Origin of the sequence: Thermobifida halotolerans (genome assembly GCF_003574835.2) — a bacterium.
In the GTDB taxonomy this organism is placed as follows: domain Bacteria; phylum Actinomycetota; class Actinomycetes; order Streptosporangiales; family Streptosporangiaceae; genus Thermobifida; species Thermobifida halotolerans.
On record NZ_CP063196.1, the window covers coordinates 2042913 to 2056017 of the forward strand.

Genomic DNA, 13105 nt, shown 5'->3' on the forward strand with positions numbered 1-13105 from the left:
GTCGCGGTGGGGGCTGGTGCGCACGTCCGCGGCGCCGGGAAGGCGTTCCGGCGGGCCGTACGCGCTCGGACAGGTCGCCGGCGTCGGCGTCGGTGCGGTGCCGTCCGCCGACGCCGGCGCCGTCCCGGGGCGCTCAGATCCGCAGCAGCGTGCAGCACCACTGCATGCCGGTCGATATTCCGCAGAGCGCCACCACGTCACCGGGTCTCAGGTCGCCGCGTTCGAGGTGGACCCCGAGCGAGACCAGCTGGTCGGCGGCTCCCATGTGGCCGTGTTCCGGTGAGAGTTCGGCGTTGGTGCGGTGCGGGGGGTGGTCGAGCGCCTTCGCGATCGCGGTGATGCTCGCGGGGCTGTCGTTGGTGTAGATGACGTGGTCGACGTCGCCGCGGGTGATCCCGGCCCGGGCGCAGGCCGCGTCGATCACCTCGCGGATGTGGTCGACCCGCTCGCCCAGGAACCGCCGCAGCCGTGCCGAGTCGTTGTCGAAGTGCTCGTTGATCTTGTCGTAGCCCGACGGCGCGGTGCGGCTCGACCACCCGTCCGGTGGCAGCGGCCGCACCGCGCCACCGAACTCGAGGCTGATCAGGTCGTTGTAGCGGGGGACGGTGAAGCTCTCGCTCGCCAGCCAGCGGTTGGCCGGGTGGCCCCGGCGGATGACGGCGGCCGCGGCTCCGTCGCTCAGCACGGAGTTGAACACGTTCATCCGGTTGCGGTGGAACTCGCTGACCCTGTTGACCACTGCGAACAGCGCCGTGTCGGTCTCGGGCCGCATCGCCATCGCCGCGGCCACGTAGAAGAGGCCGTTGATTCCCGAGGCGCAGCCCTCGTTGAGCAGCAGGGTGTGCGTACGTTCGATCCCCAGTCTGTCGGCGAGCGCCGCCGCGCTGTCCCAGTAGGAGTACTCGGGCATGTCCGAGGTGGCCAGCACCACCAGGTCCAGTGCGCGGGCGTCGGTGCCGGCGCGCTCCAGGGCCTGGCGTGCCGCCGCGGCGGCGAGGTCGGTGGCGTGGACGTCGTCGGCGGCGCGGTGGAAGGTTCGGTAGCCCCACTTGAGCACCCGCTCGGGGTCGGGCACGTACTCGCCTGCCGTCGCCGCCACGTCCTGGTCGTCTCCGAACGCGAAGCCGAGGCTCGCGATTCCGATGTCCACTGTCGGGTCGGGCATCGATGCTCCCATCAGGTCAGAGGTCTTCTCCGCGGGGGCGCGGGGGAAAGGGGGGCGGCGCCGTTGGGCGCCGGTGTGGCGGGGGCGCGGCGGTCAGCGCGGGCTGCACTGGTGCGTACCGCGCCCGGTACGGTTCTCAGTCCCCGGTGATCCGGTGGGCCAGTTCCGCGGCGGCCGCGGCGAAGTCCTTCTCGAACAGGATCATCAGGTCGTACTCGGCGCCGAAGCGCTTCTTGGCGCGTTCGGCCATCTGGAGGGCGAGCATGGAGTGTCCGCCGAGTTCCAGGAAGTTGTCCTCCGGAAGGACCTCGGGCTCCTCCAGGAGTTCGGCGGCCCACCGCAGGGTCAGCCGCTGGATCTCCTCGGCCGGGACGGTGTTCGGTGTCGCGCTCATCGGTTGCGGCTTCTCTCCTCTTCCCAGATCCGGGCGACCTCGGCCCGGTCGACCTTCCCGTTGATGGTGCGCGGCAGGTGGGGCGTGGGCAGCCGCTGGTAGCCGGCGGGGTGCATGTAGGAGGGGAGCAGGGTCCTCACGTGCGCGCGCAGTGCCCGCGCGTCGGGCGCGGCGCCCTCGGTGGCCACGTAGGCGCACACCAGGCGCTGGTCTCCGGGTTTGAACTCGTGGACCCACACCACCGCGTCGGCCACCGCGTCGTGGGAGCGCACCGCGGCCTCGACGTCGCTGAGCTCGATGCGGTGTCCGCGCAGTTTCACCTGGAGGTCGGCGCGCCCGTGGTAGACCAGGCCGCCGTCGGGGGCCGTGCTCACCAGGTCCCCGGAGCGGTAGTAGCGGACCGTGGCGCCCTCCGGGGAGGTGAGGAGGGGGAACCGTTCGGCGGTGAGGTCCGGCAGGTTGAGGTAGCCCTCGACGACCTGCGGTCCGGCCAGCCACAGCTCTCCTTCTTCGCCCGGACCGGCGTCGCGGCCGTCCTCGGTGACGACGCGGGCGGTGAACCCGGGCAGGAGGCGGCCGATGGGTGAGGCCTCCCCGGCGAGGTCCTTCTCGGTCACCTCGTGGAAGGTGGTCAGTACGGTGGTCTCGGTGATCCCGTACATGTTGACCAGAATCGGCCGCTCCAGTCCGAAGCGGTCCGCCCAGGGGCGCAGCGCCGCGGGGGTGAGCTTCTCCCCGCAGAAGATGATGTAGCGCAGGTGGGGCAGTGCGATGTCGCCGTGGAGCACCGCGGCGGCCAGGGCGCCGAAGGCGGTGGGGGTCTGGTTCAGCACGGTGATCCGCTGGTCGCGGACGAAGCGCGCGCACTCCTCGGGGTTGCGGGCGGTCCACCGCGGCACCACCACCAGCCGCGCCCCCGTGGACAGGGCGCCCCAGATCTCCCAGACGGAGAAGTCGAAGGCGATGGAGTGGAAGAGCAGCCACCGGTCCGCCGGGGAGAACGAGAAGAGGTGGTTCGTGGCCGCGAGCAGGGTGGCCGCGCTGCCGTGGGAGACCGGCACCCCCTTGGGCCGTCCCGTCGTCCCGGATGTGTAGATGACGTAGGCGGTGTCGTCGGGGGCGGGGACCGGTTCCGTGCGGGGCTGCGGTCGGGCCTGCCAGAGCTTCGCCACGTCCTCCTCGTCGATGACGGACGCGTCGTCGACGGCGCAGCCGTCCGGGTCGCCGATGAACGCGCACGTCCGGGCGTCCTCGACGATGAACTGGTTGCGCGTCGACGGGTTGCGCATGTCCAGCGGCACGTAGGCCGCGCCGGCCTTGAGGATGCCCAGCATCGAGGCGATGGCCTCGGCGCTCGCGGGGAGCCGGAGGGCGACCCGGTCCCCCCTGCGCACGCCCCGGGCGTGGAGAAGCTCTCCGATCGCGTCCGACCAGGCGTCGAGCTGCCGGTAGGAGAAGACCTGGTCGGCGTCTGCGAGTGCGGTGCCGTCGGGGTTGTTCGCGGCCGCTTCGGTGAAGATCCCGACGAGGGTCCGGGAGGCCGCGACGTGTTCGGGTTTCGGATGTCGTGTGCTTTCCGTGGGCATTGCTCTTCCTTTTTCCTCGGTGGCCCGGGGGCGCGTGCGCCCGCTCTCAGGCGGTTCTCACGGCGCGGGCGAACCTGACCACCCGTGCGGCCTGGACCCGGGCCGCGTTCCGGGTGGTCTCGCCGACCGCCGCGGCGTCCGCCCCGCAGGTGTGGGCGGTGCCGTAGGGGTTTCCGTCGGCGAACTTGTCGGGGTGGGTGTATCCGGGGGGGACGATGATCCCGCCGAAGTGGTAGAAGGAGTTGGCCAGGGCCAGCAGGGTGGACTCGCTGCCGCCGTGCGGGCTCTTGGTGGAGGTGAAACCGCTGTAGACCTTCCCGGCCAGCAGTCCCTGGCTCCAGGCGGGGCCGAGCGTGTCGATGAACTGCTTGAGCTGGGCGGAGATGTTGCCGAACCGGGTGGGCGAGCCCATGATGACGGCGTCGGCCCACAGCATGTCCTCGGCGGTGGCGACGGGGATGTCGGCCGTCGCGGCGAGGTGGGCCGCCCATTCCGGTCTGGCGTCGACGGCGGAGCGCGGGGCGGTCTCGGCCACCCTGCGCAGCCGCACCTCGGCGCCGGCCTTCTCTGCCTGCTCGGAGATCTCGCGGGCGATCTGCGCGACGTGTCCGGTCGCGGAGTAGTAGATGACGGCGACTTTCACCGTGGTGTCCATGGCCAAAGCAACTCCTTGTCGCCCGGGCGGGGCCGGGGGGACGGACGGCGGTTCGGGGGGACCGGTCGGAATCGCGCTGCGGCCGGGCGGCGGCCCGGGCCGGGGAAGGGGGGCGGGGCTGTCGCGGCTACCATTCGGCGAGGTGGAGGGCGCTCCACGGCCTCCTTCCCGCCTCGGGGCTGGGTCGGGAGAACGAGCGGTCGCAGTAGAGGAGGGGTGTGCGGTCGCTCACGTGCGTCCGCTCCACCCGGCCGAGCAGGATGCTGTGGTCGCCGGCGTCGACGACGCGGTACATCGAGCAGGCGACGCGGACGCACGCTCCGGGAAGGCCGGGAAGGCCGAGTTCGCACGGTTGCATGTCCCCTCCGGAGAACCGGTCGACGCCGGAGGCGGCGAACCTCCGCGCGACCTCCTCCTGCTCGTGTGCCAGGACGTTGACCATGAGGTGTGCGGCCGCGGTGAACGCGGCGTGGCTGCTGGCCTTCTTGTCCAGGCAGACCAGGACGAGGGGCGGGTCCAGGGACACCGAGCTGAACGAGGTCGCGGTGAACCCCCAGCGTCTGCCCGAGTCGTCGACGGTGGTCACCACCGTCACCGGGCCGGGGACCCGGGCCATCGCCGCGGTGAGGAGCGTGTGCTCCATGGCGTCATCCTTTTCTCCGTCGCGTCGGGAAACTCGGCTGTGCGCGGGCTCGACCGCCGGCGGGGCGCACCGCGCTAGGGCTGGAGCCGCACCGTGTGCCACGTCCGCTCGTGGAGGTCGTAGCGCAGCCTGCGGTGCAGCCGGTCGGGACTGGCACACCAGAACTCCACCTCGGTGGGCGACAGCAGGTAGCCGACGAACCGGTCGGGGCGGGGCAGGGGGGTTCCCGCCCGCGCCAGCCGCCCGGCCTCGGCGCGCAGCGCCTCGGCGTCCGAGAGCGGTTCGCTCTGCCGGGAGGCGGTCGACATGGCGTGCAGCGGGTGGGGGCGGGCGGCCCACAGCGCGTCCGACTCGGCCTCGTCGAGTTGTGCCACCGGTCCGGAGAGGATGATCTGCTGGCCGGTCTCGCGCCAGTAGAGCAGTCCCGACGCCCAGCGCGTGGCCGCCAACTCCCGGCCCTTGCGGCTGCTGCTGTGGCTGGTGAACACCACGCCGCACTCGTCCAGGCGGGTGATGACCACGATGCGGTTGGAGGCGCGGCCGTGCTGGTCCGCGGTGGCCAGGGCCAGGGCGCGGGGCTCCCGGACGCCGCGCGCGACCGCCTCGTCCAGCCATCGCCGGACGAGCCCCATGGGCTCGGGGGGCGGCGTCTCGTACTCGGGGAAGTCGAGGCCGGTCTCCCCGGTGAGGGATTCGAACCTGCTGGTGTCCATCGGGCTCCTAGACGTAGAGGGTTCCGCGGGCGGCGACGGCTCCGTGGCCGCTGACATGGACCGACCGGACGCGCTCTGCGTCTGCCTCGGCCGTGGCGACCATGAGGGAGGGGCGTCCCATCTCGACGCCCTGGAGGATCTCGATGCGCTGGCCGTACTCGGCGAGGCCGTGCCTGGCCAGGTGGATCGCGAGGGGTCCGGCGGCCGAACCGGTCGCCGCGTCCTCGACCACGCCGTAGGCCGGGGAGAACATCCGGGTGCGCCAGCGCGTGCCGCTTCCGGCGAAGCAGTTGGCGGCCATGTCGGGGAAGCGGGACAGCGCCCGGTGGTCCGGGTGGAGGGCCGAGAGCGCGGCCACGCTGTCGAGCCCCACCAGCACGTGGCGGGGTCCGTTGCGGTAGGCCTCCACCGCCACGGTGGCGGCCGTCACCCCCAGCGCCTCCAGGAGTTCCGCCGCGTGCTCGTACGGCTCCCAGGTGGGAACCGGCTGGCGCATGCGCACGGTCCTGAGGTCCGCCGCGTCCCCGTCGACCTCGACGGGGATGACACCCATCGCGGTCTCCAGGCGCAGGTGCCCGGTCTTTCGGGTCACCGCCAGGGCGACGGCCGTGCCGAGCAGGGGGTGTCCGGCGAACGGGAGTTCGTTGACCGGGGTGAAGATCCGTATGCGGGCGTCGGCGTCGCCGCGGGGCGGCAGCACGAAGGTGACCTCGGAGAGGTTCATCTCCTTGGCGATGCGTTGCATCAGGTCGTCGGTCAGGTCGGCGCTGTCGAAGAAGACGGCCACGGGGTTGCCTTCGAGTGGTCGGCGGGCGAAGGCGTCCACGATCATGTACTCGTGCATGGGCTGCTCTCCGTGTGAGGGGGCGGGTCTGCGGGGGTGAGCGCGGGGCCCAGGCCGTGGAGGGTCGGAAGCGCGTGCAGGCCCTCGACCGCGGCCTCGACCTCGAACCGCGAGCGGTGCGTGGGCGGGTAGCCGATCAGTTCGGCCGCGCGGTTGGGCGGCAGCGCGCTGTCGTGGGGGCGGGACTCCTCCCACACCATCACCGCGCCCCAGCGGTTGCGGTCGCGGTCGGCCATCCACAGCTTCAGCCGCAGTCCGGGGACGTCGCCCCAGACGGCGGCGGCGTCGGCCAGATGCCCGCGCAGGGTGTCGATGGTCTGCGCGGAGGCGTCCAGGTCCCACCAGGCGATGTCGATCCTCACCGGCCCAGCACCCCCCGGATGGTCCGGGCGAGGATGCGGGGGCCGTCGACGGTGAGCACCGATTCGGCGTGGAACTGCAGGGAGACGAAGTGCGGCCCGCGCAGCGCGTGCACCTCCCCGCTCGCCTGGCAGCGGCTGACCTCCACCAGGCCGACCCCGTCGACCTCGCGCTTGTCCTCGGTGCTGTGCGCCACGAACGTGTTGTAGAAGCCGACCCTCTCCCGGGCGCCGAACAGGTCGATCTCCCGTTGCACGCCCTGGTCGGGGGCGTCCCGGCGGAGCAGTGCGAATCCGAGCCTGAGGCTGAGCACCTGGTGGCTCAGGCACACGGCGAGGAAGGGGTGTCGCGTGTCCAGCAGCAGGTCGGCCACCGACCGCAGATGGGCGATGCGGGGGTCGGTGGCCGCACGCGGATCCCCCGGCCCCGGTCCCAGCACGACCAGGTCGTAGTCCCGCGGGTCGTAGGGCTCGTCGAAGCGCCGCACCGTCACCGACAGCCCCAGGGCCCGGAGCTGGTGGCCGATCATCGCGGTGAAGGTGTCCTCCGCGTCGACGACGAGGGCTTCCACGCCGACCAGCCCGTCCACCCGCGCCACCCGGCCGCCGTCGCGCAGCCAGAAGTCCGCGATCCCGGTGTTGCGGCGCCGCAGGGCCGCGCGCACCTCGGGGTGGTCCGCGAAGCGCGTGTCCGCGCCGGACCGCATCGCGGTGAGCAGGCCGTCGGCCTTGGCCCGGGTCTCCTCGGCCTCCGAGCGCGGGTCGGAGTGGCGTACCAGCGTGGCGCCCACCGCGATCCGCATCCGGCCGGAGGGGGTGATCTCGGCGGTGCGGATGAGGATGGCGGAGTCCAGGGTGCGCTCGCCGTCGGCGTCGCGGCCGATCAGCGCGGCGACGCCGCTGTAGTAGCCGCGCCCCTCGGGCTCGTGGCGGCGGATGACGCGGGTCGCGTTCTCCAGGGGGCTTCCGGTGACGGTCGGGGCGAACATCGTCTCGCGCAGGATCTCGCGCACGTCTCGACTGCTCCGCCCCTCGATGAGGTACTCGGTGTGCGCCAGCCGCGCCATCTGCCTGAGGTGGGGTCCCGAGACGCGCCCGCCGGTGTCGCAGATCCGCGCCATCATCTTCAGTTCCTCGTCGACCACCATGTACAGCTCGTCGGTCTCTTTCCGGTCGGCGATGAACTCCGTGATGCCGCGCAGGGTGGGGCCGGTGGGTGGATAGCGGTAGGTGCCGCTGATGGGGTTCATCGCGGCCACGCCGTGCTCCAGCGAGACGTGCCGTTCCGGGGTGGCGCCCACGAGGGTCCGCTCCGGGGTGTGCACGACGAAGGTCCAGTAGGCGCCCTGCTCGCGCTCCAGCAGGCGGCGGAAGAGGGACAGGGCGACGTGCGGCGAGTAGTCGCCGACCTCGGCCAGGAAGGAGCGCTTGATCACGAAGTTGGCTCCCTCGCCGGTGCCGATCTCGTCGGCGACGACCCGGCGGACCGTCGCGGCGTAGTGCGCGTCGTCCACGTCGAAGCGGTTGCTGTCCAGGCGGATCGGTACGTCGGGGATGCGGCGCACCACGTCGGAGGCGGCCGTACTGCTCTGCTCGGTGACGACCATCGCGACCAGCGGCGCTCCGTCGTCCGGCACGGTGAAGCCGCGCTCGGCGATCTGCCGGTAGGGGATGAGGACCAGTGCGTCGTGCGCGGGTTTCGGCTCCGGGGGGCGCGGTCCGGTCAGCGGGATGTCCGCCAGTGTCGCGGGCTGTGTCACCTCTCCGGTCAGGACGTCGACGGTTCCCGGGGTGCCGCCGCCGGCCCGGTGCAGCAGGGCGAAGGCGGGAGGGGGTGCTGCCAGGATCCGGTCGAGCAGGTCGTGGCCGTGGTCCGCGGCCGGGGGGTTCATGCGAACACCTCCTCGGCCGTGACGACCTTCCCGCACCGCCGTGCCACGTAGTCCAGGGTGAACCGGTGGTCGTCCTCGTGGAAGTCGCCGAGCGCGTCGGCGACCAGGAACGGCTGGATGTCGTTGGTGAACGCGTCCAGCGCGGTCGCCAGCACGCCCACGTGCGCGTAGACGCCGCACAGCAGCAGTTGGTCGCGTCCGGCCTCCCGCATCCGCTCCAGCAGGTCCGAGCCGTGGAAGGCGCTGTAGCGCCACTTGGTGAACGTCCAGTCGGCGGCGGTGGGCGTGAGTTCGGGGACCACCGCGCTGTCCGCGGGGTCGGTGCGCATGCCGGGACCCCAGAAGTCCGCGAGGAGTCCGCGCTGCTGCGGGGTCATCCGGCCGGGCTGGGCGGTGTAGGCCACCGGCACGCCCAGGGCCGCGCAGTGCTTGCGGAGCTGGGCGGCGTTGTGGACCAGTTCGGTGCGCAGCGGTTCGGGGAAGGCTCTGAGGAAGTAGTGCTGCATGTCGTGGACGAGGAGTACCGCGCGTTCCGGGCGCGGCGTCCACCGGACGAGGTTGTCGGGAAGCTGCTCCCGGGTCGGCAGGGAGTAGGGCCTGATCGGCGGGATACCGGCCATCGGGCGTCTCCTTTCGGGCGGGGCCGGGGCGGTTCAGCGGGCCTCGGCCCAGGCCGCGACGAGGGCGGCGGCCTGGTGGGGGTTGAGCCTGGGATCGCACAGCGTGGTGGAGCGGCCTTCGGCGGCCGTGTACTGGGACGCGTCCGCCACGCACTCGGTCACGTCGTCCGGCGTGGCCTCCAGGTGCAGTCCGCCCGCCACGCCACCGGCCGCGGCCACCGCCGCGCGAAAGCCCCGGACCTCGCGCAGCATGGTGTCCAGCAGCCGGGTCTTCCTGCCGGCGGGGGTGGTGACGGTGTTGCCGTGCATCGGGTCGCACAGCCAGATCACCGGATGGCCGGCCGCGGCCACCGCCTCCACCAGTGCGGGCAGCCGGTCGGTGACGGTGTCGGCGCCCATGCGCGCGATGAGGGTGAGGCGTCCCGGTTCCCGCAGCGGGTCGAGCCGCTCGCACAGGGCGGTGATCTCCTCGACGCCCATCGTGGGGCCGACCTTGCAGGCCACCGGGTTGACGACGCCGGCGAGCAGGTCGACGTGGGCGCCGTCCACCTGCCGGGTGCGGTCCCCGATCCACGGCCAGTGGGTGGAGGCGAGCCAGCGTCGGCCGTCGTCGGTCTCGCGGACCATGGGGACCTCGTAGTCCAGCAGCAGCGCCTCGTGGCTGGTCCACACCGGGGATTCGGTGTCCGGCCGGGTCGGGGGAAGCGGTGAGCGCCATCCGAGCTGCTCGACGATGTCGCTCGCCGCCATGTAGCCGACCAGGATGCGCAGCGGGTCGGGGCGGCGGCTCTGCGGGTCGGGCTCCGGGCTGTTGACCATGTGCCCCCGGTAGACGGGCAGGGTGCGGTCACCGACCTGTTCCACGGGGCGGGAGCGGGGTTTGGCGAACTGGCCCGCGATGCGTCCCACCCGCAGCACCGGTGTGCCGGTGGCCCTGCCCAGGGTGTCGGCGAGCAGGTCGAGCAGGGCGGTTTTGCGGCGCACGTGCTCGGGGGTGCTCTCCTGCGGGTTCTCGGCGCAGTCCCCGGCCTGGAGCACGTGGGCCGCTCCGGCGGCGACGTCTTCGAGGAGGGAGCGCAGTACGTCCACACCGTCCACCCCGACCAGGGGCGGGCGGGACCTGAGGATGTCCCGCACGCGCCGGACCTGGGCGGGGTCACTCCATTCGGGCTGCTGAAGCGCCCCGAGACGCTTACTTTCCGTAACGGCGTATGTCAAGGCGGGCCCCCTGGGAAGCGTTGGGAGAAACCGGTCGGAGCACGGAGGTCATGCCGCACGGCCTGTCATGTGGGGATCCCCGCTCTCCTGATCGCGGGGACCTCGATCCCGAGGGCCCGGAACTGCTGGCACGGGTTCATGAACTCGCGCTGCTGCTTGATCCTGCCGTTTTCGAAGAGGAACGAGTGGATGAAGTGGTTGCGGTAGTAGCCCTCGGGATATCCGTCGAAGAGGATCCGCCCCTCGCCGTCGCACTCGACCCAGAACCGGTCGGGGTCCTGGGTGTCGAAGATCTCGATGTTGGTCCACACCCAGTCCGGGAAGCACTTCAGCGACCACACGGCGTGCTCGGCCAGACGGTCCCGGCCGCGGATGATGATCGGTTCGCCGCTGTCGGTGGTCCACAGTCCCCCGGATCCGTCCTCGGTGAAGAGCAGGTGCCGGCGGAGTCGGTCCTGTCCCCGGGTGTTCATGTACCGCTCGACGACGGCGCGGTTGTGGTCGCGCATCTCCTTGTCGTCGGAGAAGCGGGTCGGGAACGCGGTGTCGGTGGACATGGGATGCCTCGCTTTCCGTGTCGTCTGCCGGGTCGTTTCGGGTTCTCGGTCCGGGTCGTGTCACACCAGGACGCTGATCTGCCGGGGGTCCGCGCCGACGAGGGCACGGCCGTAGAGCTGCTGGGGGATTCCCATGCCGAAGCCCGCGTGCCGGCTCCCCACGTTGATGTCGCGCCAGATCCGCTGGAGCGGGTTGGACTCGTGGAATGCCGAGGAGCCGTACGCGGTGACCAGGACGTCCACCGCCTCCCGGCACTGCTGCGCGACGTAGGCGGCGTCCATGCGCGACCGGGCACGGGTCAGCAGGTCCGGGTTGCGCCCCGCCCGCGCGTGGCGGTGGACCGTGTCGGCGATGCGCCGCGCGTGCAGCTCGGCGGTGTCGATCCTCGTGGCGGCCTCGGTCAGCGCGAGCTGGGTCGTCGGCGACTCCGCCTGGTTGGCGTAGGTGGCACCGGCCACGGGACGGGTCGGCGCCTTCTCCCGCACGTAGCGCAGCGCCGCGTCGGCGCCACCGATGAGCGCCCCGAGCAGCCCCAGCGAGAACACCCCCGTCATGCTGTTGCGGTAGAGGTTGTCCGCGTCCACCAGCCCGTCCATCTCGCCGTTGCGGACCGGCAGGTACGGCAGCAGGCGGTGCCGGGGAACGAACACCCGGTCCGCGACCACCGTGTTGCTTCCGGTCCCGCGCATGCCGGTGAAGAACCAGGTGTCCTTGACCCGCACCTCCTCGGCGCGAAACAGCGCGAAGTGCGGCTGGGGGGTGTCGGCGCCCAGCGCCACCAGCAGGCACACCCACTCGCAGTGCAGGCTCCCCGAGGCGTAGGCCCACTCGCCGCTGACGACGGCCCCTCCGTCGACGGGCTCGACGGCCCTGGACGGAACGCCCAGGACCAGTGCGGTGCGCGCGTCGGGGTTGTCCCGCCAGACCTCCTCCTGCGCTTCTTCCGGGAAGAGGGAGACCACGAAGTTGCCCACGTTCAGCACGCCGGTGACCCACGCGGTCGACGGGCATCCGCGTCCCAGTTCCGTTGCCACGTCCAGAAGCGTCCGGACATCCGCCTGGTATCCGCCCATCCGCTTCGGCGTCATCAGACGCATCAGCCCGGCGCCGGTGACGCCCGACACCGCCCTTTCGGTGAGGCGCCGTTCCCGGTCGCTTTCCTCCGCGTCCTCCCACAGTTTCTCCCGGAGCGCTTCGGCCCGTCCCACAAGCGTGTCCCGGTCGGGTGCGGAAATGTCGGTGGAAAAGGATTCGGTGGCAGTCGAATTGTTCATGGAATCTCTTCTCTCTGGTCCGGTCCGCCGCGGGAGAACCTACCGGCGGAGGCGGATTCCCTCAAGGCCGCGCCGCATTTTGCGGAAGCATTCCAGTTGTTCGGGGAAACGGTGTCCCCCCTGGGTGGAAAACGGGTGTGCGGCGTACGCCCGAAGAACGTGTCGGGCGTTTTCTGCTGCTCGGAGGAATGGAGGTGAGTATTCACGCGGCCGGCGGCGCGAAGCGGCGCCCCGCGGGTGGGGGGCTCCCGGGAGGGACCGGTTCAGTCCCCGTGGGCGGCCCCGGCCGCCCCGTCCCAGCGCCGCCAGGTGCGCAGCCGCTCCTCGTAGGTCTTTCGCACGGTGTCGAGCGCCCAGGCGCCGAGGAGGCAGCGCAGCGGCGGGTGGGGAGCGTCGACGATGTCGAAGAGGGGTTTGACGGTGTCCTCGGGGTCTCCCGGGGAGATCCCGGCCGACGTGTCGCGCATGGCCCGCACCGACTCGGCGTAGGCCTCCCCGGGCTCGGCCCACACCGCGGAACTCCCCCTCCAGTCGGTCCTGTAGGGCCCCGGCTCCAGCAGGGTGACGTGGACGCCGAAGGGCGACACCTCCTGGGCCAGGGCGTCACTCATTCCCTCGATGGCCCACTTCGAGGCGTGGTAGAGGCCCAGCATCGGCCAGGAGGCCAGACCGGCGATGCTCGACACCTGCACGATGTGGCCGCCGCGCTGGGCGCGCAGGACGGGCAGGACGGCCTGGGTGACCCACAGGGTGCCGAAGAAGTTGGTGTCCATCTGGTCGCGGGCCTGCTGCTCGGTGACGTTCTCCACGGGGCCGAAGAGCCCGTAGCCGGCGTTGTTGACCACGACGTCCAACCGCCCGAACCGCCGGTGGGCGGCGGCCACGGCGGCGTGGACGGCCTCCCGGTCCGACACGTCGAGCCGCAGCGGCAGAACGGCGTCCCCGTGCCGCTCGACCAGCTCGTCCAGGGCCGAGACGGTACGGACGCCGGCGGCGACCCGGTCGCCGCGCTCCAGTGCGGCCCGCGCCCAGACCCTGCCGAACCCTCGGGACGCTCCGGTGATGAACCAGACCTTGCCGGACACGGCACTCCCTCCTGTCTTCTGGCGTTCGTGCGCCTGCCGCGCGGTCGCCCGCGTCGGTCCGCGCTGCCCGTGACGACCGTGTATTCGACCAAAACGGTC

At 71.9% G+C, this 13105-nt stretch carries 14 protein-coding genes; all 14 read right to left on the reverse strand.

What is annotated here, in order from left to right; genetic code table 11:
• Window positions 1–133: 133 nt before the first annotated feature.
• The 14 genes from NI17_RS09055 to NI17_RS09120 all read right to left on the reverse strand — a co-directional run bounded on the left by NI17_RS09055 (window position 134) and on the right by NI17_RS09120 (window position 13006).
• Window positions 134–1165, reverse strand: coding sequence for a 3-oxoacyl-ACP synthase III family protein (locus NI17_RS09055; RefSeq protein WP_068691694.1), 1032 nt, complete (start codon window positions 1163–1165; stop codon window positions 134–136).
• A 136-nt stretch (window positions 1166–1301) separates the two neighbouring features.
• A complete protein-coding gene (locus tag NI17_RS09060) occupies window positions 1302–1559 on the reverse strand; it encodes a phosphopantetheine-binding protein (RefSeq protein ID WP_068691692.1) in 258 nt (85 codons plus the stop codon).
• Entirely contained in the window at window positions 1556–3145 is a 1590-nt protein-coding gene (locus NI17_RS09065) for an amino acid adenylation domain-containing protein (RefSeq protein ID WP_068691690.1), read from the reverse strand. Before NI17_RS09065 ends, NI17_RS09060 begins: the two co-directional genes overlap by 4 nt.
• Before the next feature lie 46 nt (window positions 3146–3191).
• Window positions 3192–3800, reverse strand: a complete 609-nt coding sequence (gene wrbA, locus NI17_RS09070) for an NAD(P)H:quinone oxidoreductase (RefSeq protein ID WP_068691688.1) — start codon at window positions 3798–3800, stop codon at window positions 3192–3194.
• A gap of 127 nt (window positions 3801–3927) precedes the next feature.
• Window positions 3928–4443, reverse strand: a complete 516-nt coding sequence (locus NI17_RS09075) for a flavin reductase family protein (protein ID WP_068691686.1) — start codon at window positions 4441–4443, stop codon at window positions 3928–3930.
• A 74-nt stretch (window positions 4444–4517) separates the two neighbouring features.
• Window positions 4518–5156 carry a phenazine biosynthesis FMN-dependent oxidase PhzG gene (gene phzG, locus NI17_RS09080; protein ID WP_068691684.1) on the reverse strand — a complete coding sequence of 213 codons (639 nt, stop codon included), beginning with the start codon at window positions 5154–5156 and terminating at the stop codon, window positions 4518–4520.
• Window positions 5157–5163: 7 nt separating this feature from the next.
• Window positions 5164–6000, reverse strand: a complete 837-nt coding sequence (locus tag NI17_RS09085) for a PhzF family phenazine biosynthesis protein (protein ID WP_119268091.1) — start codon at window positions 5998–6000, stop codon at window positions 5164–5166.
• Entirely contained in the window at window positions 5985–6362 is a 378-nt protein-coding gene (locus NI17_RS09090) for a hypothetical protein (RefSeq protein ID WP_068691682.1), read from the reverse strand. The genes NI17_RS09085 and NI17_RS09090 overlap by 16 nt, the downstream gene beginning before the upstream one ends.
• Entirely contained in the window at window positions 6359–8251 is a 1893-nt protein-coding gene (locus NI17_RS09095; protein ID WP_068691680.1) for an anthranilate synthase family protein, read from the reverse strand. The genes NI17_RS09090 and NI17_RS09095 overlap by 4 nt, the downstream gene beginning before the upstream one ends.
• On the reverse strand, window positions 8248–8871 hold the full coding sequence (locus NI17_RS09100; RefSeq protein ID WP_068691678.1) for an isochorismatase family protein: 624 nt from the start codon (window positions 8869–8871) through the stop codon (window positions 8248–8250). Before NI17_RS09100 ends, NI17_RS09095 begins: the two co-directional genes overlap by 4 nt.
• A gap of 33 nt (window positions 8872–8904) precedes the next feature.
• The gene (locus tag NI17_RS09105; RefSeq protein ID WP_068691676.1) at window positions 8905–10089 is read right to left on the reverse strand and encodes a 3-deoxy-7-phosphoheptulonate synthase; all 1185 of its coding nucleotides are present in this window, start codon (window positions 10087–10089) and stop codon (window positions 8905–8907) included.
• Window positions 10090–10154: 65 nt separating this feature from the next.
• Window positions 10155–10646: a PhzA/PhzB family protein gene (locus tag NI17_RS09110; RefSeq protein ID WP_084012624.1), complete on the reverse strand. Its 492-nt coding sequence runs from the start codon at window positions 10644–10646 to the stop codon at window positions 10155–10157.
• A 60-nt stretch (window positions 10647–10706) separates the two neighbouring features.
• A complete protein-coding gene (locus NI17_RS09115; RefSeq protein WP_068691674.1) occupies window positions 10707–11921 on the reverse strand; it encodes an acyl-CoA dehydrogenase family protein in 1215 nt (404 codons plus the stop codon).
• Window positions 11922–12184: 263 nt separating this feature from the next.
• On the reverse strand, window positions 12185–13006 hold the full coding sequence (locus NI17_RS09120; protein ID WP_068691672.1) for an SDR family NAD(P)-dependent oxidoreductase: 822 nt from the start codon (window positions 13004–13006) through the stop codon (window positions 12185–12187).
• Window positions 13007–13105 lie beyond the last annotated feature (99 nt).

Coding starts and splice junctions, on each gene's coding strand:
- wrbA (WP_068691688.1), bottom strand. CDS start 3,800: ATGGACACCACGGTGAAAGTCGCCGTCATCTACTACTCCGCGACCGGA.
- NI17_RS09095 (WP_068691680.1), bottom strand. CDS start 8,251: ATGAACCCCCCGGCCGCGGACCACGGCCACGACCTGCTCGACCGGATC.
- NI17_RS09055 (WP_068691694.1), bottom strand. CDS start 1,165: ATGCCCGACCCGACAGTGGACATCGGAATCGCGAGCCTCGGCTTCGCG.
- NI17_RS09100 (WP_068691678.1), bottom strand. CDS start 8,871: ATGGCCGGTATCCCGCCGATCAGGCCCTACTCCCTGCCGACCCGGGAG.
- NI17_RS09060 (WP_068691692.1), bottom strand. CDS start 1,559: ATGAGCGCGACACCGAACACCGTCCCGGCCGAGGAGATCCAGCGGCTG.
- NI17_RS09110 (WP_084012624.1), bottom strand. CDS start 10,646: ATGTCCACCGACACCGCGTTCCCGACCCGCTTCTCCGACGACAAGGAG.
- NI17_RS09085 (WP_119268091.1), bottom strand. CDS start 6,000: ATGCACGAGTACATGATCGTGGACGCCTTCGCCCGCCGACCACTCGAA.
- NI17_RS09115 (WP_068691674.1), bottom strand. CDS start 11,921: ATGAACAATTCGACTGCCACCGAATCCTTTTCCACCGACATTTCCGCA.
- phzG (WP_068691684.1), bottom strand. CDS start 5,156: ATGGACACCAGCAGGTTCGAATCCCTCACCGGGGAGACCGGCCTCGAC.
- NI17_RS09075 (WP_068691686.1), bottom strand. CDS start 4,443: ATGGAGCACACGCTCCTCACCGCGGCGATGGCCCGGGTCCCCGGCCCG.
- NI17_RS09065 (WP_068691690.1), bottom strand. CDS start 3,145: ATGCCCACGGAAAGCACACGACATCCGAAACCCGAACACGTCGCGGCC.